26 protein-coding genes are annotated in these 21,275 nt (G+C 62.8%); 15 read left to right on the top strand and 11 right to left on the bottom strand.

Annotated elements, in window-relative coordinates:
• The first annotated feature begins 56 nt into the window (after window positions 1-56).
• The 4 genes from trxA to X735_RS154725 all read left to right on the top strand — a co-directional run bounded on the left by trxA (window position 57) and on the right by X735_RS154725 (window position 1,524).
• Window positions 57-380: a thioredoxin gene (gene trxA / locus X735_RS154710; protein ID WP_023810623.1), complete on the top strand. Its 324-nt coding sequence runs from the start codon at window positions 57-59 to the stop codon at window positions 378-380.
• Between the two features lie 132 nt (window positions 381-512).
• On the top strand, window positions 513-794 hold the full coding sequence (locus X735_RS154715; protein WP_023810622.1) for a cupin domain-containing protein: 282 nt from the start codon (window positions 513-515) through the stop codon (window positions 792-794).
• 71 nt (window positions 795-865) lie between these two features.
• Entirely contained in the window at window positions 866-1,114 is a 249-nt protein-coding gene (locus X735_RS154720) for a hypothetical protein (RefSeq protein WP_023810621.1), read from the top strand.
• Complete coding sequence (locus X735_RS154725; protein ID WP_023810620.1) at window positions 1,111-1,524, top strand: type II toxin-antitoxin system VapC family toxin; 414 nt, start codon at window positions 1,111-1,113, stop codon at window positions 1,522-1,524. The genes X735_RS154720 and X735_RS154725 overlap by 4 nt, the downstream gene beginning before the upstream one ends.
• A 138-nt stretch (window positions 1,525-1,662) precedes the next feature.
• On the opposite strand, the gene X735_RS154730 is transcribed toward X735_RS154725, so the two are convergent.
• From X735_RS154730 to X735_RS154755, 6 genes are all read right to left on the bottom strand, one after another.
• Window positions 1,663-2,082: a VOC family protein gene (locus X735_RS154730; RefSeq protein WP_023810619.1), complete on the bottom strand. Its 420-nt coding sequence runs from the start codon at window positions 2,080-2,082 to the stop codon at window positions 1,663-1,665.
• A gap of 24 nt (window positions 2,083-2,106) precedes the next feature.
• Window positions 2,107-3,432, bottom strand: a complete 1,326-nt coding sequence (locus X735_RS154735) for a folylpolyglutamate synthase/dihydrofolate synthase family protein (RefSeq protein WP_023810618.1) — start codon at window positions 3,430-3,432, stop codon at window positions 2,107-2,109.
• 118 nt (window positions 3,433-3,550) lie between these two features.
• A complete protein-coding gene (gene accD / locus X735_RS154740) occupies window positions 3,551-4,477 on the bottom strand; it encodes an acetyl-CoA carboxylase, carboxyltransferase subunit beta (RefSeq protein WP_023810617.1) in 927 nt (308 codons plus the stop codon).
• Window positions 4,478-4,525: 48 nt separating this feature from the next.
• Complete coding sequence (gene trpA / locus X735_RS154745; RefSeq protein WP_023810616.1) at window positions 4,526-5,365, bottom strand: tryptophan synthase subunit alpha; 840 nt, start codon at window positions 5,363-5,365, stop codon at window positions 4,526-4,528.
• A gap of 2 nt (window positions 5,366-5,367) precedes the next feature.
• Window positions 5,368-6,588, bottom strand: coding sequence for a tryptophan synthase subunit beta (trpB, locus tag X735_RS154750; RefSeq protein WP_023810615.1), 1,221 nt, complete (start codon window positions 6,586-6,588; stop codon window positions 5,368-5,370).
• A 33-nt stretch (window positions 6,589-6,621) separates the two neighbouring features.
• Entirely contained in the window at window positions 6,622-7,281 is a 660-nt protein-coding gene (locus X735_RS154755; RefSeq protein WP_023810614.1) for a phosphoribosylanthranilate isomerase, read from the bottom strand.
• Between the two features lie 110 nt (window positions 7,282-7,391).
• Here X735_RS154755 and X735_RS154760 point away from each other — a divergent pair, with 110 nt between their 5' ends.
• Window positions 7,392-7,610 (top strand): hypothetical protein, encoded by a 219-nt coding sequence (locus tag X735_RS154760; RefSeq protein ID WP_023810613.1) that lies wholly within the window; start codon window positions 7,392-7,394, stop codon window positions 7,608-7,610.
• 5 nt (window positions 7,611-7,615) lie between these two features.
• Here X735_RS154760 and X735_RS154765 read toward each other — a convergent pair whose 3' ends face one another.
• The 4 genes from X735_RS154765 to X735_RS154780 all read right to left on the bottom strand — a co-directional run bounded on the left by X735_RS154765 (window position 7,616) and on the right by X735_RS154780 (window position 11,082).
• Entirely contained in the window at window positions 7,616-8,374 is a 759-nt protein-coding gene (locus X735_RS154765; protein ID WP_023810612.1) for a M48 family metallopeptidase, read from the bottom strand.
• 195 nt (window positions 8,375-8,569) lie between these two features.
• The gene (locus X735_RS154770; RefSeq protein ID WP_023810611.1) at window positions 8,570-9,052 is read right to left on the bottom strand and encodes a DUF2852 domain-containing protein; all 483 of its coding nucleotides are present in this window, start codon (window positions 9,050-9,052) and stop codon (window positions 8,570-8,572) included.
• A gap of 117 nt (window positions 9,053-9,169) precedes the next feature.
• Complete coding sequence (locus X735_RS154775) at window positions 9,170-10,312, bottom strand: benzoate/H(+) symporter BenE family transporter (RefSeq protein WP_023810610.1); 1,143 nt, start codon at window positions 10,310-10,312, stop codon at window positions 9,170-9,172.
• The gene (locus tag X735_RS154780; protein ID WP_023810609.1) at window positions 10,312-11,082 is read right to left on the bottom strand and encodes an alpha/beta hydrolase; all 771 of its coding nucleotides are present in this window, start codon (window positions 11,080-11,082) and stop codon (window positions 10,312-10,314) included. The genes X735_RS154775 and X735_RS154780 overlap by 1 nt, the downstream gene beginning before the upstream one ends.
• Before the next feature lie 203 nt (window positions 11,083-11,285).
• Between X735_RS154780 and infC the strand changes: the two genes are divergently transcribed.
• The 9 genes from infC to X735_RS154825 all read left to right on the top strand — a co-directional run bounded on the left by infC (window position 11,286) and on the right by X735_RS154825 (window position 19,004).
• Entirely contained in the window at window positions 11,286-11,822 is a 537-nt protein-coding gene (gene infC / locus X735_RS154785; RefSeq protein ID WP_023810608.1) for a translation initiation factor IF-3, read from the top strand.
• Between the two features lie 128 nt (window positions 11,823-11,950).
• Window positions 11,951-12,577, top strand: a complete 627-nt coding sequence (locus X735_RS154790; RefSeq protein ID WP_023810607.1) for an isoprenylcysteine carboxylmethyltransferase family protein — start codon at window positions 11,951-11,953, stop codon at window positions 12,575-12,577.
• A 142-nt stretch (window positions 12,578-12,719) separates the two neighbouring features.
• Complete coding sequence (locus X735_RS154795; protein WP_023810606.1) at window positions 12,720-13,364, top strand: isoprenylcysteine carboxylmethyltransferase family protein; 645 nt, start codon at window positions 12,720-12,722, stop codon at window positions 13,362-13,364.
• Window positions 13,365-13,546: 182 nt separating this feature from the next.
• Window positions 13,547-13,750 (top strand): 50S ribosomal protein L35, encoded by a 204-nt coding sequence (gene rpmI, locus X735_RS154800; protein ID WP_006201248.1) that lies wholly within the window; start codon window positions 13,547-13,549, stop codon window positions 13,748-13,750.
• A 148-nt stretch (window positions 13,751-13,898) separates the two neighbouring features.
• Window positions 13,899-14,300, top strand: a complete 402-nt coding sequence (rplT, locus tag X735_RS154805; protein WP_023672281.1) for a 50S ribosomal protein L20 — start codon at window positions 13,899-13,901, stop codon at window positions 14,298-14,300.
• A gap of 141 nt (window positions 14,301-14,441) precedes the next feature.
• Window positions 14,442-15,539: a phenylalanine--tRNA ligase subunit alpha gene (gene pheS, locus X735_RS154810; RefSeq protein WP_023810605.1), complete on the top strand. Its 1,098-nt coding sequence runs from the start codon at window positions 14,442-14,444 to the stop codon at window positions 15,537-15,539.
• Entirely contained in the window at window positions 15,536-15,958 is a 423-nt protein-coding gene (locus X735_RS154815) for a GFA family protein (protein ID WP_023810604.1), read from the top strand. The genes pheS and X735_RS154815 overlap by 4 nt, the downstream gene beginning before the upstream one ends.
• On the top strand, window positions 15,955-18,363 hold the full coding sequence (gene pheT, locus X735_RS154820; protein WP_023810603.1) for a phenylalanine--tRNA ligase subunit beta: 2,409 nt from the start codon (window positions 15,955-15,957) through the stop codon (window positions 18,361-18,363). The genes X735_RS154815 and pheT overlap by 4 nt, the downstream gene beginning before the upstream one ends.
• 38 nt (window positions 18,364-18,401) lie before the next feature.
• Window positions 18,402-19,004, top strand: a complete 603-nt coding sequence (locus tag X735_RS154825; protein ID WP_023810602.1) for a nucleotidyltransferase family protein — start codon at window positions 18,402-18,404, stop codon at window positions 19,002-19,004.
• Between the two features lie 268 nt (window positions 19,005-19,272).
• Here X735_RS154825 and X735_RS154830 read toward each other — a convergent pair whose 3' ends face one another.
• Entirely contained in the window at window positions 19,273-20,268 is a 996-nt protein-coding gene (locus tag X735_RS154830; RefSeq protein ID WP_023810601.1) for an aldo/keto reductase, read from the bottom strand.
• Between the two features lie 96 nt (window positions 20,269-20,364).
• On the opposite strand from X735_RS154830, the gene X735_RS154835 reads away from it, so the two are divergent.
• On the top strand, window positions 20,365-21,255 hold the full coding sequence (locus X735_RS154835; protein ID WP_023810600.1) for a LysR family transcriptional regulator: 891 nt from the start codon (window positions 20,365-20,367) through the stop codon (window positions 21,253-21,255).
• Window positions 21,256-21,275: the final 20 nt, after the last annotated feature.

Below are 21,275 nucleotides of genomic sequence, written 5' to 3'. Positions count from 1 at the left end.
GGGCGCGATCGCCACCACATTTGGTGGTACAAAAACTTTCAAAAGGATTTTTCCATATGGCAACCGTGAAGGTCGACAAGAGCAACTTCCAGGCTGACGTGCTTGACGCCAACGTACCGGTCGTCGTCGATTTCTGGGCGGAATGGTGCGGCCCCTGCAAGCAGATCGCTCCGGCGCTCGAAGACATCGCCACCGAACTCGGCGCCAAGGTCAAGATCGCCAAGCTGAACATCGACGAGAATCCCGAGCTTGCCGCCCAGTTCGGCGTGCGCTCGATCCCGACGCTGATGATCTTCAAGGGCGGCGAAATGGCCGACATGAAGGTCGGTGCGGCGCCGAAGACCGCGCTGTCGCACTGGATCAATGGCAACCTCGCCTGACCTATCTGAAATTCCTGATATCAAGCCCGGCCTCGCGCCGGGCTTTTTGTTGGCGTCATTGGTAACAGGCTCTGGCCCTCACATCCGGGCAATCCATGTCTTCTGTTGGCAGCGCAAGCAGGGAGAAATGATATGACCGGATCCGCCAAGGCCACCGTCTTCATCGACAATGAGCGCGTCATCGTCACCGAATACCGCTTCCAGCCCGGCGACAATACTGGCTGGCATCGCCATGGCCATGACTATGTCGTGGTGCCGCTGATGGACGGCAAGGTGAAGCTGGTGACCAAGGATGGCGAGAACTTCGCCGAGATGAAGAAGGGCGCACCCTATTTCCGCAAGGAAGGCGTCGAGCACGACGTGATCAGCGCCAATGAGGGTGAATACGCCTTCATCGAGATCGAGCTGAAGTGATGGCGTGCCATCATCTGCCATCTTGATGGCAGGGGCAGGAAAGGCTATATCTTTTCAAAAGGGAGTTTGAAATGGCCGAACCCCAGCTTTCCGTCCGCAGCGCAAAAGCACGTGATCTTGCGCATCGACTCGCTCGTCGCGAAAACCGCTCAATAGCTGATATCGTCGAACGCGCGCTTGAATCCTATGAGATTCGCGAGGCCGGGCGAGAACCGGCATCCGCCTTCTACTCCCGCCTGACGGCAAGCGTTGGCGTCGACATCGATCTGGAAGAAATCATACGGGAAAACCGCAAGGTCCATACAGGGCCGGAGCTTTGATTTTCGTCGACACCAATGTGATTTCTGAGAGCCTTAGAAAGGCGCCTGACGCGGCTGTCATGGCTTGGCTGGTTCGCAACGATACCGAACTGGCGCTTCCCACGGTGGCGATTGCCGAAATCGCTTTCGGTATCCAAAAGATACGACCTGACGAGCGTGCCGATCGCCTGGAGCAAGGTCTCTCCCAATGGCGCCATCGCTTTGCCGGTCGCATTTTTGGGCTGACGGAGGAGGCGGCTCTGGCTTATGGCGAGATTATGGGAACGGCGACGCGCAAGGGCCGGGGCATGTCGGCACCCGATGGCATGATTGCAGCGATAGCGCGCGTGAATGGCGGTCGGCTGGCAACGCGTAACCTGAACGACTTCGGCCCGGCCAACCTCGAGCTGATCTCACCTTGGGATTTCTAATGCATGTCGCCCAAAAGTGATCTCGGTTTTGGGAAGACGACATGCATAAAAACAATGGCCTAAAGCGGGTCACCTGAATTCGTTCAGACGCGACACGCGTTAGGGCGTTTCACCGTTTCACGGAAAAGGAGGAATGCTCTACCAATCGGCGATGCGGTCGCCGCCGGCGAACTGTGCGCTTTTGCCGGTGTATTCGAACAGCTCGATCTTCACGCCGTTGGGATCGCGGATCCAGGCCTGGAAAGTGTCGTCGCAGGCGTGCTTCTTGGCCGTGACGTCGATGCCCTTCGATTTGATGTGATCGATCGCAGCATCGATGTTTTCCACCTCAAGGCAGAAATGGTTGATCTGGTTCTGCTCGGTGTAGGCCGTGCCGTCCTTCTGGAACACCTCGATGTGGCTGCGCCCGCCGCAATTGAGGTAGAACCCGAAAATCTTGCCGTCGCGCAGGAAATTGAACTGCGTATCCAGGCCCAGCACGTCGCGATAGAAGCTTCGCGTTGCCTCCAGGTCATGCGCGAAGATGCAGACGTGAGCGAGCTGCTTAACCTTGATCATGACGGGTTCCTCGCAACTCCGACCTCAGGTCGGCGGAGTGCCGTTCTCGGCCAGCACCGCGCCGGTCAGATACAACGAACCGCTGATCAGGATGCGTGGCGCCGGGCCGTCCCAGGTGTCGCGCAGCAGCATCAGCGCGCTGGCGACGGAACTCACCGGCTCGGCGGTCAGCCCGGCTTCCGTCGCGCGGATCGCCAGTTCGTCATTAGGCACGCCGGCCTCGCTGAGGCTCACCGGCACCGTGTAGACATGCCGGGCGAGGCCCTTGAAGGCACGGAAATAGCCGCTCTGGTCCTTGGTGTTGATCATGCCCGAGATGAGGAACAGCGGACGCGGGTTCTTCTCTTCCTGCTCGGCCAACGCTTCGGCAACCACCACGCCGGCTCCCGGATTGTGGCCACCGTCGAGCCAGATATCGGCGCCCTTGGGTGCCAGTTCGGCCAGCCGGCCCTGCATCAGCTTCTGCATGCGGCCGGGCCAGGCGACATTGATCATCGCCTTTTCGGCGGCGCGATGGCTGATCTCGAAACCGGCCGCCTTGACCGCGGCAATCGCCGCCGCCGCATTGGCGAACTGGTGGCGGCCGGGCAGCCTGGGCGGCGGCAGGTCCATCAACCCGTCTTCGTCCTGGTAGACCATGCGGCCGTTCTCCTCGAAGGCAAGGAAATCCTGGCCGTAGACGAAGGTGGGGCATTCAAGCCGCTCGGCGGTTTCGATCAGCACCTGCAGCGCCGTTTCGCTCTCCTGCGCGCCGATGACCACCGGACAGCCGGGCTTGACGATGCCGGCCTTTTCGGCCGCGATCAGTTCGACCCGGTCGCCGAGATAGGCCTCGTGGTCGAGCGACACCGGCATGATCACCGACACGGCGGGCTCCTTGACGACATTGGTCGCGTCGAAGCGGCCGCCGAGCCCGACCTCGATGATGGCGGCGTCGGCCTGGTGTTCGGAAAACAAGAGGAAGGTGACTGCGGTGAGAATCTCGAAGACGGTGATCTTCTCGCCCTCATTGGCCCTGGCGGCACGGGCAATAGCATCGGCGAAAACCCTGTCTTCGACCAGCCTGCCGCCGCCATCGGCAGCCAGCCGGTAACGCTCATGCCAGTTGACCAGATGCGGCGAGGTATGGACATGGACGCGGTAGTCCGCGGCCTCGAGCAGGGCGCGCGAAAAGGCGGCGCACGAGCCTTTGCCGTTGGTGCCGGCGATGTGGATGACCGGGGGCAGCCGATCCTGCGGATTGTCAAGCCGCTCCAGCAGCCGCGAAATGCGGTCGAGCGAAAGGTCGAAGCCTTTCGGATGAAGTGCCATCAGGGCTTCGATTTCGCGGTCGGCGGCAAGCGTCGTCATGGGTAGAATCCTAGCGCATGAGCCTGAAAACCAGAATCGTTTCGGATGGCCATGGCAATCAAAAGCTACAGCGCGCCGAAGCCGTCGTGCAATCGCGGTCGCGGCGCTTCGTGTCGCTTCAGGCTTGCGGCCGAGCTTCCGCGGCGACCGCTGCCGGCGGCAGGATTTCCGGCTCCAGCGGCTTTTGCTCCTCCGGCAGCTTGAGCAGCATCTTGAGCAGCCGCGATATGGTTTCGCGCAGCTCCAGCCGCGACACCACCATGTCGACCATGCCGTGCTCCATCAGATATTCGGAGCGCTGGAAGCCGTCGGGCAATTTCTCGCGGATCGTCTGTTCGATGACGCGCGGTCCGGCAAAGCCGATCAGCGCGCCGGGCTCGGCGATGTGCACGTCGCCCAGCATGGCGTAGGAGGCGGTCACGCCGCCCGTGGTCGGGTTGGTCAAAACGACGATATAGGGCAGGCCGGCTTCCTTCAGCCGGTCGACACCGATCGTTGTCCGCGGCAATTGCATCAGGGACAAAATACCTTCCTGCATGCGCGCGCCGCCGGAAGCGGCGAACAGGATCAGCGGCCGCTTGCGCTGCAGGGCCACTTCGAAGCCATGCACGATGGCGTCGCCGGCAGCCATGCCGAGCGAGCCGCCCATGAAGGCGAAGTCCTGCACCGTGACCACCACCGGCAGACCCTCGACGGTGCCCAGCGCATTGATGATCGCGTCCTCAAGGCCGGTCTTGGCCTTGGCGTCCTTCAACCGGTCGACATAGCGCTTCTCGTCGCGGAATTTCAGCGGATCCTGCATCACCTTGGGGTTGTCCAGGGTCTCGTATTTGCCGCCATCGAAGAAGAATCTCAGCCGCTCCTTGGCCGAGATCTTCATGTGATGGCCGGACGAAGGAATGACGAACTGGTTGGATTCCAGGTCCTTGTGGAACACCATCTCGCCGGTCTCCGGATCCTTGATCCAGAGATTCTCGGGCATGTCGGTGCGCCGGCCGAGCATCGAATTGATCTTCGGGCGAACGTAATTGGTGATCCAGTTCATCGCTTCGGCTCCTGTCCTGACGAAGATTTGGCTAAAGACGTAGGGAAACTATTCGGCAGCAGCAAGGCGGGCCGAGCGCACACCTTGCGCAAGGCCGCTGACCAGCGTGGCGACGGCTTCGGCCGGATCGGCGGTCTTTTCGCCCTTCGGTCCCAGCACATTGGCCACCGCATTGACGATCGCGGTGCCGACGACGACGCCGTCGGCATTGGCGCCGATCACCCGGGCCTGCTCGGCGGTCTTGACGCCGAAGCCGACGCAGACCGGCAGGTCGGTGTGGCCCTTGATGCGCTTGACCGCCGCCGCCACCTTGCCGGTGTCAGCCAGCGCCGAGCCGGTGATGCCGGTCATCGAGACGTAATAGACGAAGCCCGACGTGTTCTGCAGCACTTTCGGCAGGCGCTTGTCGTCGGTGGTCGGCGTCGCCAGCCGGATGAAGTTGATGCCGGCCTTGAGCGCCGGAATGCACAGTTCCTCGTCCATCTCGGGCGGCAGGTCAACGACGATCAGCCCGTCGATGCCGCTGGCGATCGCGTCCTTGAGGAAGCGGTCGACGCCATAGATGTAGATCGGATTGTAATAGCCCATCAGCACGATGGGCGTCTCATTGTCGCCAGCACGGAAGTCGGACGCCATCTTCAGCGTCTTGACCAGCGTCTGGCCGCCCTTCAGCGCCCGCAGGCCCGCTGCCTGGATCGCCGGGCCGTCGGCCATCGGATCGGAGAACGGCATGCCGAGCTCGATGATGTCGGCGCCAGCCTTGGGCAGTGCCTTCATGATCGACAAAGAGGTGTCGTAGTCGGGGTCGCCGCCCATGAAATAGGTGACGAGCGCCGGGCGGCCCTCGGTCTTCAGCTTCGCCATGCGGCGGTCGATGCGGGTCACCATGATCAGATCTCCATGCCCAGCATCGAAGCCACCGTGTGCACGTCCTTGTCGCCACGGCCGGACAGGTTGACGATGACGATCTGGTCCTTGTCCATGGCGGGCACGATCTTCACCGCATGCGCAATGGCATGCGCGGATTCCAGCGCCGGGATGATGCCTTCGACGCGCGTCGTCAGCTTGAAGGCCTCCAGCGCTTCGTCGTCGAGGATCGGCACATATTCGACGCGGCCTGAATCACGCAGCCACGAGTGCTCCGGGCCGACACCAGGGTAATCGAGGCCGGCCGAGATCGAATGGCCATCCATGATCTGGCCGTCAGAGTTCTGCAGGAGATAGGTACGGTTGCCGTGCAGCACGCCGGGCGCGCCGGCATTCATCGACGCGCAATGCTCGATGCCGTCGAGACCGCGCCCGCCGGCTTCGATGCCGATGATGCGGACATCCTTGTCGTCGAGGAACGGATGGAACAGGCCGATGGCGTTGGAGCCGCCGCCGACAGCGGCGATGATCGTGTCCGGCAGCCGGCCCTCCTGTTCGAGGATCTGCGCCCGCGCCTCGATGCCGATCACCGACTGGAAATCGCGCACCAGCTCCGGATAGGGATGCGGGCCCGCAGCGGTGCCGATCAAGTAATAGGTGTCCTCGACATTGGTCACCCAGTCGCGCAACGCCTCGTTCATGGCGTCCTTCAGCGTGCCGTGACCGGCGGTCACCGGCCGCACTTCGGCGCCGAGCAGCTTCATGCGGAAGACATTGGGGCTTTGCCGGGCGACGTCGGTGGCGCCCATATAGACGACGCAGGGAAAGCCGAAGCGGGCCGCGACCGTGGCCGACGCCACGCCGTGCTGGCCGGCGCCGGTCTCGGCGATGATGCGCTTCTTGCCCATGCGCTTGGCCAGCAGGATCTGGCCGAGGCAATTGTTGATCTTGTGCGAACCGGTATGGTTCAGATCCTCGCGCTTGAAATAGACCTTTGCGCCGCCGAGATGCTTCGTGAGGCCTTCGGCGAAATAAAGCTTCGACGGCCGTCCGGCATAGTGGGTCGACAGGTCAGTCAGCTCGGCCCTGAAATCCGCATCGTTCTTGACCTCGTTCCAGTGCCGCTCCAGATCGAGGATCAGCGGCATCAACGTTTCGGCAACGAAACGACCGCCGAAAATGCCGAACATGCCCTGTTCGTCGGGTCCGGTGCGGAAGGAATTGGGTGTCGCCGGCTTGTTCATCGCCGATCTCCTGGCTTGTCGTTTACAGCACGCTCAGGCTGCGCGGGTGTTCCGCGCGGCCCTGACGGCCCGGAAAAACTGTTCGATCAGCGCCGGATCCTTGATGCCCGGCGCGCTTTCCACGCCTGAGGAAATGTCTATTCCGGGCGGGTCGGCAAGCCGAAGGGCATCGCCGATATTGGCGGCGTTGAGCCCACCGGAAAGCATGTAATCGACGCTGCCGTCAAGGCCGGCGAGGATGTGCCAGTCGAAGGCCACGCCGTTGCCGCCCGGCAGTTGCGAGCCTTTCGGCGGCTTGGCGTCGAACAGGAACCGGTCGGCTATGCCGATGAACGGCTTTATCCGTTCGAGATCGGCGGCCTCGCTGAGCGGCAGCGCCTTCATCACCGGCAGGCCATAGCGGGCTTTGACCTCGGCGACGCGATCGGGCGTTTCCGCACCATGCAGCTGCAGCATGTCAGGCTGCATTTTGGCAACGATTTCATCAAGGAAGGCGTCGCTGGTATCTACGGTGACGGCAACCGCCATCGCCTTGCCGCGCGCAGTCTCGCGCAGACGGCCAGCCTCGGCAGGTTCGACATAGCGCGGGCTTTTGGCGAAGAAGATAAACCCGACATGGCTGGCGCCGCCGGCCAGCGCCGCGGCCATTGCCCCGTCGGTCTTCAAGCCGCAGATCTTGATGTCGAGTGCCATGGCGCGGGAATTGGCATGAAAAGCGAAAAGAGTCGAGAAAAAGCATGCTGTTTGCCGACACGGCCAAAGGCGCTACCTATGGATGAACAGGACACGGCGGGAGCACGATCATGACCGACAGGACAATTGCCGAACTCAGGCAGAAGGTCGCGCAGGCGCGCGAGGTCATCGCGCACCTGATCGACAAGGCTGCCTTCAACGGCGCCGAAGCGCACCGGGCGCTCGACTATTTCGGCGGCGATGAATTCGACGGCAATTTCCTGCCGTGGCCGCATCATGGCGATGAGGGGTTGCGGCCTGAGGACTTGAACGCCGCAAACGACGACTGAGCGATCTACTCGAACATGATCGCCTGCAGCGCACCGCCATTGCGCTTCAGCCAGTCCTTGCAGCGATCGGTGTCGGGGCAGAGCTTTTCGCACAATTTCCAGAATTTCGGACCATGGTTCATCTCCTTGAGATGCGCCACTTCATGCGCGACGAGATAGTTGATGACCGGCGACGGCGCCATCATGATGCGCCAGGAGAAGGACAGATTGCCTTCGGAGGTGCAGGAGCCCCAGCGGCTCGACGTGTCCTTGAAGCGGACGGCCTTGGCGCGTTTGCCTAACGCCTGGGTGTGCTTGAGCACCAGCTTCTCGATGTCCTTCTTGGCCTCGCGCTTGAGGAAGTCGGCGATGCGGCGCGGTAGGTGTATGCGATCGCCGTGCACGATCAGCAGCGGGCCGCGCTCATCGCTCGACACCGTCACGGTCCCGCGCTTTGATGGCTCATGGACGATGCGGTGCGCCACGCCACGCACCGGGATCCTGATGCCGGGCCGCACCTGCGGCCGCGTCGGCACCTTGGCCAGTCGCTGCTCCAGCCAGTCCTGGTGCCGCTCGAGGAACCTGTCTACCTCGCCGCGGCGCAGGCCTGGCGGCACGGTGATGCGCAGACCCTGGCCGCCTGAATCGATGCGCAGCGTCATTCGGCGCGCCCTGGCGCTCTCGACGATCTTGAGCGGCAGCGTGCGGCCGGCGATGCAATATTCGCGTTCCACGACAGGCGTGGGCTTGGGCTTTGTCAGATTGCGAAAGAAGCCGAGAGTCATGGCGGGACGATACGCGATTCGAGAAAAACGACTAGAACAAAAAAGAAACGGCGCCGCTCGCGCGACGCCGTCGTCATACCTTGGCCTGTCCTACAGCGCCGCGCGTCCTCTGGGACGCGCAAAGGACGCTGTAGCACTTTAAGTTGGCGCATGACCCGAAAACCGGTTCCGGTTTTCGGGGTTATGCGTCGGGCCTCAGTCGTCAAGCAGGTTCGAACCCTTGCCACGCTTGGTGGTCGTCGTTCCGGCGCCCGGATCGGTCTTCGTCGGAGCCGTCGACTTGTTGCGGTTGGCCATGAACCGGTCGAACTCGTCCTGATCCTTGGCGCGGCGCAATTCGCGGGCATACTCGTCGAACTGGGTCAGCATCTCGTCGAGCTTGCGACGCTCTTCGTTCAGGCGCTCCAGTTCCTTTTCGCGCCAGTCGTCGAAAGCGACGTTGCCGGTGCGGGCGGAGCCATTGCCCCAGCGCGCGGCCTTGTCGGAACCGCGGCGGCATCCGGCGAAGATGCCGTCGGTCGCGCGGTTGACGTCACGCTTGAAGCCATCGAGGCGGTCGCCCCAGATGATGTAGGCGAGCATGGCGAAGCCGAGTGGCCAGAACACCATGAAACCCACAACCATCAACGCGATGGTTGCGGGCGTCCAGGCCGGACGGATCAATGCGGATGTGTTCATTTTCTCCCATTCCTTCGGTTGGAGACAGCCAAACCCGGCTGCGTGGAATCGAAATGGGAAGAGAAAAACGGCGATTCAAGACAATGTCCGCCAAATCCGGACAAGCATCTGAAATGATTACCGCTTTTTGATCATATCGAGGGAAAGCACGACCAACCCGGCAATCAGGCCCCAGAATGCGGCGCCAACGCCGAACAGCGTCAGGCCCGACGCGGTGACGACAAAGGTGACGGTGGCGGCCATGCGATCCGCCTCTTCCTTCAGCGCGATAGACAGCGCGTTGGCGAGCGACGCCATCAGCGCCAGGCCTGCCACCAGCACGATCAGGCTCTGCGGCAGCACCGCGAAGATCGCCACCAGCGAAGCGCCGAAAATAGCAAAGATGAGATAGGCGAGCGCATAAAACGGCCCGGTCTTCCAGCGCTCGGCGGGATCGGGGTGGACGTCCGGCCCGGTGCAGATCGCCGCCGAGATCGCCGCCAGATTGGTCGTCGAGCCGCCGAACGGCGCCGACAGCAGCGAAAACAGGCCCGTGACACCGATCAGCGGGCCGGGCTCCGGGTGATAGCCGGCGGCGCGCAGCACGGCGAGGCCGGACAGGTTTTGCGACGCCATGGTGACGAGGTAGAGCGGCAGTGCCAGGCCAATCACCGCCTTGGTGGTGAAGTCAGGCGCAATCAGCGTCAGCGTCGACAGTTCCGGTGTCGGCAGGCCACCGACACGGCCGGTGAGGAAAGCGGCGAGGCCACCGCCGATCAGAACCGCCAGCACCGACAGCGCCGGGTTGAACAGCCTGATAACGAAGAAGACGGCGATCAGCGGCAGGATCAGCCACGGGTCGATCGGAATGGTCTTCACCGCATTGAGCGCGAAGGTGACGACGATGCCGGCCAGCATGCCCGAGGCGACGGAGGGCGGTATCCTCGAGATCAGCTTGGTCAGGGGCCGAAACAGCCCTGTGGCGATCAGAAGGACGCCGGTGACGATGAAGGCGGCGACGGCCTCGCTCATCGAAAAGCCGCTCGATGCCGCGATCAGCGCCAGGCCCGGCGTCGACCAGGCGGTGATGACAGGCATTTTCGTGCGCCATGACAGCCACAGGCTCTCGATCGCCATGGCCAGGCAGATCGTCGTCACCCAACTTGCCGTCTCGATCTGCGTCGCACCGACTGCGGTGGCGGCTGCGATGACGATGGCCAGCGTGCCGCCGAAGCCGACGATCGCCGCGACGAAGGCGGATATCGGGATGGAAAGGCGCATCAGTTTCCCCTCTGCGCCATCGCATCGACGGCCCGCACCAGCATGTCGAGATCTTGGGGTCGCGACAAGCGATGGTCGCCGTCGGGGATCAATGACAGTGTCACGTCGTCGGCGGGCAGCAAGCTGACCAGCTTCAGTGCGTGGCTTGCAGGCACGTCCGCATCGGCCAGGCCCTGCAGGATGTGCACCGGGCAATGGGTGTCGATCGGGCCTGTCATAACCCGGTTGTAGCGCCCGTCCTCGATCAGGGCGCGGGTGTAGATGTAGGGTTCCGTGGAATAGTCCGACGGCTCTTCGAAGAAACCTTTTTTGGCGAGATCGCGCTTCTGCGCCTTGGTCAGCACCGGTTCGACCAGGTCGGCGGTGAAATCCGGGGCTGGCGCCAGCAGCACCATGCCGGCGACGTTGCTATCGCCTGCCTTGCGCAATTCCTGCACCATGCGCAGCGCGATCCAGGCGCCCATCGAGGAGCCGACCAGGATCTGGCTGCCCCGGGTGAAATGCCGGAACACGGCAAGGCTCTGCGCAAGCCATGTCGAAATCGTGCCGTCGGCAAAGGCGCCGCCGGATTCGCCATGGCCAGAATAATCGTGGCGCAGGAAGGCGCGGCCTTCTTTCGCCGCCCAGTCCGTCAGCGTCTGCGCCTTCGTGCCCAGCATGTCCGACTTGTAGCCGCCGAGCCAGACGATGCCTGGCGCAGAGCCAGCAGTATGGCGCACCGCGATGCGCGATCCATCTACATCCAGAAAGATTGGGGGCGTAGCAGTCATGGCTTTTCCTCAACGCGGGTCTTGTGACACAGCCGGTGGCGTGGCGAAAAGTGCTCACGATGTTGTTTGTTTGGTGCAGAGCAGCGATCAGGGTGATTTTCTGTCAATGCTGTGCTATTGACTCCGCCCGCGCGCTCACCACATTGCGCGTCCACGCATCAACACTGACGAACCTGAACGAAACGGCCAAGGAGACCACGACCATTCGCAGACCTTTCAAAGCAGCGGCGCCGACCAAGGATGGCCCGCGCTCCAACCGTGACATCCGGGTTCCCCGGGTCCAGCTTATCGACGCCGATGGCCAGAACCGCGGCGATATTTCCATCAACGATGCGTTGCTGCTCGCCGAAGAGGCTGGGCTCGATCTCGTCGAGATATCGCCCAATGCGGTGCCCCCCGTCGTCAAGATCCTCGATCTCGGCAAGTTGAAATACGCCAACCAGAAGAAGGCGGCCGAGGCGCGCAAGAACCAGAAGGTCATCGAGATCAAGGAGATCAAGATGCGCCCGAACATCGACAGCCATGACTACGAGACCAAGATGAAGGCGGTTCGCCGCTTCTTCGAGGAAGGCGACAAGGTCAAGCTGACGCTGCGCTTCCGTGGCCGCGAGATGGCGCATATGGAACTCGGCATGCAGCTTCTGAACAAGGTCCGCGAGGAAGTGGCGACGATTGCCAAGGTCGAAGCGGAACCGAAGCTCGAAGGCCGCCAGATGATGATGGTGCTGTCGCCGCGCTAGAGCGATCCCCGTCAAAAGCAAAGGCCGCTTCGGCGGCTTTTGTTTTGTTTTGCCTCCGCCATGATTTCTCCGCAAGTTGCTTCGACAAGGATTCTGGTTGCCGGTCCTCGCGGCGAAAGGATTCTCCCATGACCGCTGCGGCACGTTCTACAAGTGAAATGGGTCGCTATCAGCGGCGCCGGCGCGTCCTGCTGGCGCTGCTAATCGGCGCTTTTTGCGCTTTGCTGATCTTCGGCGGCTCCCCGCACGATGAACTGACCCACGAACGCATAGAGGCGCACGGGATCGCCCTGATACTGATCGGAATCGGCGGCCGGCTCTGGTCGATCCTCTATATCGGCGGCCGCAAGTCGGCCGAAGTGGTTGCAACCGGCCCATATTCGGTGATGCGCAACCCGCTGTATTTTTTCTCCACCGTAGCGGCCGTCGGCATCGGCACCCAGACCGGCAGCGCGATCGTCGCGGTAGCGTCGGCGGTTTTGTGCGCGGCCGCGTTCCACATCGTCACGCTGCGCGAGGAACGGCATTTGACGACCGTGCTCGGGGCGCCGTACAAGGACTACGTTGCACGGGTGCCGCGTTTTTTTCCCAATCCCCGGCTTTATCGCGATCAGGCCGAGGTCACCTTCACACCGCGCATCTTCAATCACACGCTGCGCGACGGCTTGATGTTTCTGGTTTCCATACCGTTTTTCGAACTCATCGAGTCCGGACAGGAAAGCGGTGTAATTCCCGTCCTCTTCTGGCTGTATTGAGCTGCGGTAGGCAGTCAAAAGAGGCGACATGCATTAAATCCGCCTGAATTATCCTGCAAGCCGTCCCAACGATCGGCGGGGCCCTGTTTTCTTGGCCAGAAGCTGCGATCGCCGGCAAGTTTTTCGACGATCGGATTCCGCCATGGTCAATGAAATCAAGTCTGCGCCCGTCGAGGCACACGGGCTGGGCAACTACCAGCATATGCGCCGCATGGTGCTTGCGGTGCTGGTGGTGGTGCTGTTTCTGGCACTGCTGTTCGGCCAATCGACGTTTCCGCCTGAAACCTGGGTGCATGAGTCGATCGAAATGTTCGGCGTGCTGCTGATTTTCCTCGGCATCGTCGGGCGCCTTTGGGCGACGCTCTACATAGGCGGGCGCAAATCTTCCGAGGTGGTGACCGGCGGGCCTTACTCGATCACCCGCAACCCACTTTATGTGTTCTCGACCGTGGCCGCGGCGGGCGTCGGCGCCCAGATCGGCTCGTTCTCCGGCATCATCCTCTTTGCGCTGCTGTGCGCGGGTGCCTTCCACATCGTCATCCTGCGCGAAGAGAAGTTCCTCAAGGAAGCGCTCGGCGCGCCGTACCAGGCCTATCTGGAGAAGGTGCCGCGCTTCTTCCCGAAGCTGTCGCTCTACCAGGAGGGCGATACGGGCAGCTTCAAGCCCCGCCTGTTGCTGACCACGCTGCTCGACGGCCTGGTCTTCCTCGTCGCCCTGCCGGCCTTCGAGCTGATAGACGGAGCCCAGCTGTCAGGCATGTTGCCGGTCTGGTTCACGCTGCCCTGACCAAGGACACAGCGCCGCATCTCCACAGGTGTTGCACGCGGGCCGTCTTTGACGTATAGCACCGCCGTTCAAGAAAACCGCCCGGCAGGGCATGCCGTGGCGGTTTCATTTGCTTTTCGGGCTTTGGTCGGCCCGAAGCGAACAAGAAGCGCGATAGTGCGCCAACAATACGGAGTAGCAAAATGCCCAAGATGAAGACCAAATCGGCCGCCAAGAAGCGGTTCAAGATCACAGGTACGGGTAAAGTCCTGTCGGCTGCGGCCGGCAAGCGTCACGGCATGATCAAGCGTTCCAACAAGTTCATTCGAAATGCCCGCGGCACGATGGTTCTGGCTGAACCGGATGGCAAGAAGGTCATCAAGAATTTTCTGCCGAACGGTCTCTAGGGAATGATGCCAAAAAGTTGCAGACTTTTTGGAAAACATCATTCGCCAAAATAAGATCATTCGGTCCGGACACGCATTTGTTTTACGCAATTCCGAACGGAAAACCGCAAGGCACTTTTCCTGGAATTGCTTTTAAGGAGATCATGACATGGCACGCGTAAAAAGAGGCGTCACTTCGCACGCCAAGCACAAGAAGGTCCTGAAAGCCGCCAAAGGCTTCTACGGCCGCCGCAAGAACACCATCCGCATCGCCAAGCAGGCGGTGGAAAAGTCGATGCAGTACGCGTATCGCGACCGCAAGAACCGCAAGCGCTCGTTCCGCGCGCTGTGGATCCAGCGCATCAACGCCGCGACGCACGAGCATGGCCTGACCTATGGCCGCTTCATCGACGGCCTCAACAAGTCGGGCATCGAGATCGACCGCAAGATCCTGTCGGACATGGCCATCCATGAGCCGCAGGCTTTCGCAGCCCTGGTCGCCAAGGCCAAGGTGGCGCTCGAATATCTGAAGAACACCACGCCGAACGCTTTTGAAAGCGCTGTCGCCTAAGACCAGCGCTTCCCAAGCATTCGCAATTCTGATTTGGGGAACCCGCGCTGGCACGGCTGGCGCGGGTTTTTCTTTTGCCTGAACTTTCAACTTAAAAGTGACTTTCACTTTGAGCTGATTTCCAACGTAGCGAGTTTGACCGTGAACGACGCAACCACTGGCCTGGATACGCTTGAAAACTCACTTCTGGCCGAAATCGCCTCGGCCGCCGATGAGCCGGCCATCGAGGCCGTGCGCATCGCTGCTTTCGGCAAGAAGGGCGCCGTGTCCGAGATGCTGAAGACCCTTGGCGCCATGACCGCTGAGGAGCGTCAGGTCAAAGGCCCCGCAATCAACGGACTCAAGAACCGCGTCACAGATGCGCTGACGGTGCGCAAGGCCGAGTTGAAAGATGTGGCGATCACCGCCCGCCTCGCCGCCGAAAGGGTCGATGTGACGCTGCCGGTGCGGCAGTCGCCGGCCGAGCGCGGCCGTATCCACCCGATCAGCCAGGTCATCGATGAGATCGCTGCGATCTTCGGCGACCTCGGGTTTTCCATCGCGGAAGGTCCCGATATCGAGACCGATTACTACAATTTCACTGCGCTGAATTTCCCCGAAGGCCATCCGGCGCGCGAGATGCACGACACCTTCTTCTTCCAGCCGGACGAGAAGGGCGAGCGCAAGCTTTTGCGCACGCACACTTCGCCGGTGCAGATCCGCACCATGGAGACGAGGAAGCCGCCGATCCGCATCGTCATTCCGGGCAAGACTTACCGCCAGGATTCGGACGCCACTCACTCGCCGATGTTCCATCAGGTCGAGGGGCTGGTGATCGACAAGACGGCCAACGTCGCCAACATGAAGTGGGTGCTGGAGGAGTTCTGCAAGGCCTTCTTCGAGGTGCCGCAGGTCAAGATGCGCTTCCGGCCGTCCTTCTTCCCGTTCACCGAGCCGAGCCTCGAGGTCGACATCCAGTGCGACCGCTCGCGGCCGGGCGAAGTGCGCTTCGGCGAAGGCTCCGACTGGATGGAGATCCTCGGCTGCGGCATGGTCCATCCCAACGTGCTGCGCCATGGCAGGCTCGATCCGGACGAATATCAGGGCTTTGCCTGGGGCATGGGCATCGACCGCATCGCCATGCTGAAATACGGCATGCCGGACCTGCGCGCCTTCTTCGATGCCGACGTGCGCTGGCTGTCGCATTACGGGTTCAGGCCGCTCGACATGCCGACGCTGTTTGGGGGCCTGAGCGCATGACAGCGCCCTACGCCGGCGGCTGTCGCTGCGGCGCCGTGCGGTTCGAGGCATCGGCCGAACCGCACCACGTCAGCTATTGCCATTGCGGCGATTGCCGGCGGGCCAGCGGCGCGCCTGTATCGGCCTTTGTCGGCTTCCCGGCCGGTCAGGTCGCGTTCACCGGCAAGGCGCTGAAGATGTTCGAGAACGGCCCGGTGACGCGCTCGTTCTGCGGCACTTGCGGCTCACCCATCGCCTATGTCGACGAGCGGCTGGAAGACGACATCTACTTCATGCTCGGCGCCATGGACATGCCAGCCGATTTTGAACCCACGCTGCATGCCTATGTCGGCGAGCAGCTGCCCTACCTGCATATGTCCGACGACCTGCCGAGACATCTGAAATCAAGCGTCAAAAGACCAGACGGAACAGCCCCATGAAATTCACCCTCTCCTGGCTCAAGGACCACCTAGAGACCGACGCTACGCTCGACGAGATCGTCGAGCGGCTGACCTCGATCGGCCTCGAAGTCGAGCATGTCGACGACAAGTCAAGCCTGAAGCCCTTCGTCATCGCCAGGGTGCTGACGGCGGTCCAGCATCCCGATGCCGACCGGCTGCGCGTGCTGACCGTCGATACGGGCGACGGCAAGCCACCCGTGCAGGTCGTCTGCGGCGCGCCAAACGCCCGCGCTGGCCTGATCGGCGCCTTTGCCGCGCCCGGCACCTATGTGCCCGGCATCGACGTGACGCTGGCGGTCGGCAAGATCAGGGGGGTCGAAAGCCACGGCATGATGTGTTCCGAGCGCGAGCTGGAACTGTCAGACGAACACAACGGCATCATCGACCTGCCCGAGGATGCGCCGGTCGGCACCAGCTTCGCCGCCTATGCGCATATCGACGATCCGGTCATCGAGATCAATTTGACGCCGAACCGGCCGGATGCCACCAGCGTCTATGGCATCGCCAGGGATCTGGCGGCGAGCGGGCTTGGCCGCCTCGTTGGCGGCGCCATCATGCCGCATGTCGGCAATGGCATGTGTCCGGTCAAGGTGACGATCGAAGCGCCGGAGCTTTGCCCCGGCTTCGCGCTCAACCTGGTCAAGGGCGTCAAGAATGGGCCGTCGCCAAAATGGCTGCAGCAGCGGCTGATCGCCATTGGCCTGAGACCCATCAGCGCGCTGGTCGACATCACCAACTACGTCACCTTCGACCGCGGACGCCCGCTGCATGTGTTCGACGCCAGCAAGGTTGCCGGCAATCTCGTCGTGCGCCGCGCGCGCGATGGTGAAAAGGTGCAGGCGCTCGACGGCCGCGAATACACGCTGACGCCGGAAATGTGTGTCATCGCTGATGACAATGGCGTCGAGTCCATCGCCGGCATCATGGGCGGCGAGCATTCGGGCTGCGACGAGAACACGACCGACGTGCTGATCGAATCCGCCCTTTGGGATCCGATCACCACGGCGCGCACCGGCCGTACGCTCGGCATCATCACCGACGCGCGCTACCGCTTCGAGCGCGGCGTGGACCCTGAATTCATGGTGCCTGGCGTCGAGCTGGCAACGAAACTGGTGCTCGATTTCTGCGGCGGCACGCCGACCGAAATGGAAGTCGTCGGTTACGCCGGCCACAAGTCGAAGATCGTTTCCTTCCCGCTTTCGGAAGTGAAGAGGCTGACCGGCATCGAGGTTCCCAGGGCGGAAAGCCTCGACATCCTGTCGCGCCTCGGCTTCAAGCCGGAGGGCTCGGGCGATGTCGTCGATGTCGCCGTGCCGTCCTGGCGCCCCGACGTCGATGGCAAGGCAGACCTGGTCGAGGAAGTCATGCGCATCCACGGCGTCGACAACATCGCGCCGCAGCCGCTCGGTGCGCATGACGCGGTCAACGCAAGGATACTCACCACGCTGCAGGTCCGCACCCGCACCGCCAAGCGCGCGCTTGCCGTGCGCGGCATGATGGAAGCCGTCACCTGGTCGTTCATTCCGGCCAAGCATGCCGAGCTGTTCGGCGGTGGCCAGACCGCGCTGAAGCTCGCCAACCCGATCGCCGCCAACATGTCCGACATGCGGCCGTCGCTGCTGCCGGGCCTGATCGCGGCTGCCCAGCGCAACGCCGACAAGGGTATCGGCGACGTGGCGCTGTTCGAAGTGTCGGGCACCTATGAGGGCGACGGCGCCGACCAGCAGCGGCGCGTCGCCGCCGGCGTGCGCCGCGGCACCGCCAAGCTCGACGGCTCAGGCCGCAACTGGGCCGGCAATTCGGGTGCGGTCGGCGTGTTCGACGCCAAGGCCGACGCGATCGCCGCGCTCGAAGCCTGCGGTGCGCCGGTCGAGCGGCTGCAGATCGAGGCCGGCGGTCCAGCCTGGTACCATCCCGGCCGTTCCGGCACCATCAAGCTCGGCCCGAAAACCGTGCTCGGCACCTTTGGCGAATTCCACCCGAAGACGCTGGAGGGGCTCGATGTTTCCGGGCCGCTGTGCGGCTTCGAGGTGTTCGTCGATGCGGTGCCCGAACCGAAGGCCAAGCCGACGAAAACCAAGCCGAAACTGGAACTGTCCCCCTTCCAGGCGGTCAAGCGCGACTTCGCTTTCGTCGTCGACAAAACGGTCGAGGCCGGCACGCTGGTCCGCGCGGCGCTCGCCGCCGACAAGAAGCTCATCACGGGCGTTTCGGTCTTCGACATCTTCGAAGGCGCTTCGCTCGGCGAGGGCAGGAAGTCTATTGCCATCGAAGTGTCGATCCAGCCGGTCGAAAAGACGCTGACCGACGAGGATTTCGAGGCACTGGCCAAGCGTATCGTCGAGAATGTCGGCAAGCAGACGGGCGGCGTTCTGCGCGGCTAAGACTTGCGAGCAGATGGCGAATCGCCCTCCAAAGGGCGATGGACCATCTGCGGTATTCCGGACTTCCTTTCGAAGAACAGCGCGCGGCGTTTCTCGCCATCGTGCCTGCCGACCCGCTGGTCCGCGACGCGCTGGCGCGGGCTCGCACGCTCGACCTGCCGGGCTGGCTGGTGGTGTCCGGCGCGCTCTACAACAGTGTCTGGAACCACCTGACCGGCAAGCCTTCGGGTTACGGCATCAAGGACGTTGATCTCTTCTACTTCGATGACAGCGACCTGTCCTACGAGGCCGAGGACGCGGTGATCCGCCGGGCGGCGCGGCATTTCGAGGGGCTAGCGTTGCCGGTCGAGGTGCGCAACCAGGCGCGGGTGCATCTATGGTATCCGCAGAAGTTCTGCCAACCCTGCCCGCGCTATTCGAGCGCCAGCGAATCCGTCAGCTATTTTGCGTCGAAGACCCATGCGGTGGGTGTGCGATACGATGCGGATGGGCAGCTCGAGATCGTGGCTCCATTTGGTCTTGACGATATTTTTTCGTTCCGCATCACACCGAACCGGGTGATGGACAATCAGCGCACGCATGAGGTGAAGGGCAGACGCGCCCAGGAGTATTGGCCGGGGACCACTGTCGTGCCTTGGTAGGGAGTTGCCGGAATGTTGGCGCGAGGCACCCCCCTCTGGCCTGCCGGCCATCTCCCCCGCAAGGAGGGAGATTGGCAACTTCATCGGCGGCACCCTTCTTGCAACGTTGGTGATTGGCGAAAGCCGGCGTGACATCCGATCTCCCCCCTTGCGGGGGAGATGTCCGGCAGGACAGAGGGGGGTGCCTCGCGCCAACGTCACGCAACCTTCTGCACCATCGCGCATGAAAAGGGGCGCCGAAGCACCCCTTCCGCTTACTCACCAGCTTTCACCCATTCACCAGCGCCAACTCCTTCTGCGCATAGCGCCTACCGACCACCTTGTCGGGCGACAGCGCATCGCCAATCGCCTGCACCTCGACAGCGCTAAGTGCAATGTCCGCCGCCGCCGTGTTCTGCTCGAGATGGCGGATTTTGCGCGCACCGGGGATCGGTACGATGAAATCGCCCTGGTGCAGCACCCAGGCCAGCGCCAGCTGCGCCGAGGTTGCGCCCTTTTCAGCCGCCAGCTTTTCCAGCGTGGCGATGACGGCGGCATTGGCTTCCATCGCCTCGGCCTGGAAGCGCGGCAAGGTCCGGCGCCAGTCGTCGTCGCTCAAGGCCTCGGGCTTGGCGATCGTGCCGGTCAGCAGCCCACGGCCGAGCGGGCTATAGGGAACGAAGCCGATGCCGAGCTCGCGGCAGACGGCGAACACCTCGTCTTCCGGGTCGCGGCTCCACAGCGAATACTCGCTCTGCACGGCCGATATCGGATGAACGGCATGGGCCCGGCGGATGCTCGCGGCACTCGCCTCGGACAGGCCAAGCGCGCGCACCTTGCCCTCGCGCACCAGTTCGGCCATGGCGCCGACCGTATCCTCGATTGGCACGTTGGGGTCGACGCGGTGCTGGTAGTAGAGGTCGATCACATCCGTGCCCAGCCGTTTCAGCGAGGCCTCGGCGACCGCCTTGACGTGCTCGGGGCGGCTGTCGACGCCCGCCATGCGGTCGAGGCCTGTGCCTTCCTCCAAAATCTTGAAGCCGAATTTTGTCGCGATCGTCACCTTGTCACGCACCGACTTCAGCGCCTTGCCGAGCAGGATCTCGTTCTCGTAAGGGCCATAGACTTCCGCCGTGTCGAAGAAATTGACGCCGATGTCGACGGCGCGGTGGAGCGTGGCGATCGCATCGGCTTCCGCTTGGCCGCCATAGGCGAAGCTCATGCCCATGCAGCCGAGGCCGACGGGGTAGACGTTCAATTCAGTTCCTAGCTTGCGGGTGTGCATAACGCGTCTCCTTGTTGCGATGTGGCAGAAATAGCGCCTTGCCTTGTGTTCGATAATCGGTTTTCATCCGCACGGGCTGTACTAAAAGATAGATCAATGAATCGAGCGCATCTTTCACAACTGGCGGTGCTGGCGACTGTCGCTCAATGCGGCAGCTTTCGCGGCGCTGCCAGGGAATTGGCCATCGCGCCTTCGGCGGTTAGCCACGCGGTATCCAGCCTCGAAGCCCGGCTTGGCGTGCGCCTGTTGGCACGCAGCACGCGCAGCGTTGCCCCGACCGAGGAGGGCGCGCAACTGCTCGAGCGATTGCGGCCGGCGCTTTCCGAGATCGACCTGGCGCTGGAGACGGCAATCGAAGCGCGCGACCGACCGGCCGGCAATCTGCGGCTGACCGTGCCGCGCACGGCGGCCCATTTGGCGCTGACGCCACGGCTGGGCGCCTTTGCGTCGGCCTATCCCGACATCGTGCTGGAGATCGTCATCGAGGACCGCTTCACCGACGTGGTGGAAGGCGGCTTCGATGCTGGAGTCAGGCTAGGCGAGAGCCTGCAGCGCGACATGATCGCGGTGCGCATCGGGCCGGACCTTCGCGGCGCGGTGGTCGGCGCCCCGGTCTATTTCGAGGTGAGCCCCAAGCCGCTCCACCCGCGCGACCTAGCCGGCCACCGCTGCATCCGCTTCCGCTTCTCCAGCGGCATCCTCTACCGCTGGGAATTCGAGAAAGGCCGCGAGACGATCGAGATGGCGGTGGAGGGACCGCTGATCCTCGATGAGGACCATCTGATCGCGCAGGCGGCGGTCGACGGCGCCGGGCTTGCCTTCGTCTTTGAGGATTATGTCCGCGCCCCGCTCGCCGACGGCAGGCTGATCCGCGTGCTGGAGGATTGGTGCCCGCCCTTCGACGGCTTCTTTGTCTATTATCCGAGCCGCCGTCAGATGCGGCCAGCGCTCAGGGCGTTTGTCGATTTCTTCAAGGTGAGTGGATAGAGCGGGCTCGCCCCTCCCCC

It is taken from the genome of Mesorhizobium sp. L2C084A000, from assembly GCF_000502875.1.
GTDB lineage: Bacteria > Pseudomonadota > Alphaproteobacteria > Rhizobiales > Rhizobiaceae > Mesorhizobium.
The sequence above is the reverse complement of the archived record's forward strand: the minus strand, read 5'-3'. Positions and strand labels throughout refer to the sequence as shown.

What these genes read in the sequence shown, in the direction of transcription:
- trxA (WP_023810623.1), top strand. Translation starts at nt 57, where the DNA reads ATGGCAACCGTGAAGGTCGACAAGAGCAACTTCCAGGCTGACGTGCTT.
- X735_RS154715 (WP_023810622.1), top strand. Translation starts at nt 513, where the DNA reads ATGACCGGATCCGCCAAGGCCACCGTCTTCATCGACAATGAGCGCGTC.
- X735_RS154720 (WP_023810621.1), top strand. Translation starts at nt 866, where the DNA reads ATGGCCGAACCCCAGCTTTCCGTCCGCAGCGCAAAAGCACGTGATCTT.
- X735_RS154730 (WP_023810619.1), bottom strand. Translation starts at nt 2,082, where the DNA reads ATGATCAAGGTTAAGCAGCTCGCTCACGTCTGCATCTTCGCGCATGAC.
- X735_RS154735 (WP_023810618.1), bottom strand. Translation starts at nt 3,432, where the DNA reads ATGACGACGCTTGCCGCCGACCGCGAAATCGAAGCCCTGATGGCACTT.
- accD (WP_023810617.1), bottom strand. Translation starts at nt 4,477, where the DNA reads ATGAACTGGATCACCAATTACGTTCGCCCGAAGATCAATTCGATGCTC.
- trpA (WP_023810616.1), bottom strand. Translation starts at nt 5,365, where the DNA reads ATGGTGACCCGCATCGACCGCCGCATGGCGAAGCTGAAGACCGAGGGC.
- trpB (WP_023810615.1), bottom strand. Translation starts at nt 6,588, where the DNA reads ATGAACAAGCCGGCGACACCCAATTCCTTCCGCACCGGACCCGACGAA.
- X735_RS154755 (WP_023810614.1), bottom strand. Translation starts at nt 7,281, where the DNA reads ATGGCACTCGACATCAAGATCTGCGGCTTGAAGACCGACGGGGCAATG.
- X735_RS154760 (WP_023810613.1), top strand. Translation starts at nt 7,392, where the DNA reads ATGACCGACAGGACAATTGCCGAACTCAGGCAGAAGGTCGCGCAGGCG.
- X735_RS154765 (WP_023810612.1), bottom strand. Translation starts at nt 8,374, where the DNA reads ATGACTCTCGGCTTCTTTCGCAATCTGACAAAGCCCAAGCCCACGCCT.
- X735_RS154770 (WP_023810611.1), bottom strand. Translation starts at nt 9,052, where the DNA reads ATGAACACATCCGCATTGATCCGTCCGGCCTGGACGCCCGCAACCATC.
- X735_RS154775 (WP_023810610.1), bottom strand. Translation starts at nt 10,312, where the DNA reads ATGCGCCTTTCCATCCCGATATCCGCCTTCGTCGCGGCGATCGTCGGC.
- X735_RS154780 (WP_023810609.1), bottom strand. Translation starts at nt 11,082, where the DNA reads ATGACTGCTACGCCCCCAATCTTTCTGGATGTAGATGGATCGCGCATC.
- X735_RS154790 (WP_023810607.1), top strand. Translation starts at nt 11,951, where the DNA reads ATGACCGCTGCGGCACGTTCTACAAGTGAAATGGGTCGCTATCAGCGG.
- X735_RS154795 (WP_023810606.1), top strand. Translation starts at nt 12,720, where the DNA reads ATGGTCAATGAAATCAAGTCTGCGCCCGTCGAGGCACACGGGCTGGGC.
- rpmI (WP_006201248.1), top strand. Translation starts at nt 13,547, where the DNA reads ATGCCCAAGATGAAGACCAAATCGGCCGCCAAGAAGCGGTTCAAGATC.
- rplT (WP_023672281.1), top strand. Translation starts at nt 13,899, where the DNA reads ATGGCACGCGTAAAAAGAGGCGTCACTTCGCACGCCAAGCACAAGAAG.
- X735_RS154815 (WP_023810604.1), top strand. Translation starts at nt 15,536, where the DNA reads ATGACAGCGCCCTACGCCGGCGGCTGTCGCTGCGGCGCCGTGCGGTTC.
- pheT (WP_023810603.1), top strand. Translation starts at nt 15,955, where the DNA reads ATGAAATTCACCCTCTCCTGGCTCAAGGACCACCTAGAGACCGACGCT.
- X735_RS154825 (WP_023810602.1), top strand. Translation starts at nt 18,402, where the DNA reads ATGGACCATCTGCGGTATTCCGGACTTCCTTTCGAAGAACAGCGCGCG.
- X735_RS154830 (WP_023810601.1), bottom strand. Translation starts at nt 20,268, where the DNA reads ATGCACACCCGCAAGCTAGGAACTGAATTGAACGTCTACCCCGTCGGC.
- X735_RS154835 (WP_023810600.1), top strand. Translation starts at nt 20,365, where the DNA reads ATGAATCGAGCGCATCTTTCACAACTGGCGGTGCTGGCGACTGTCGCT.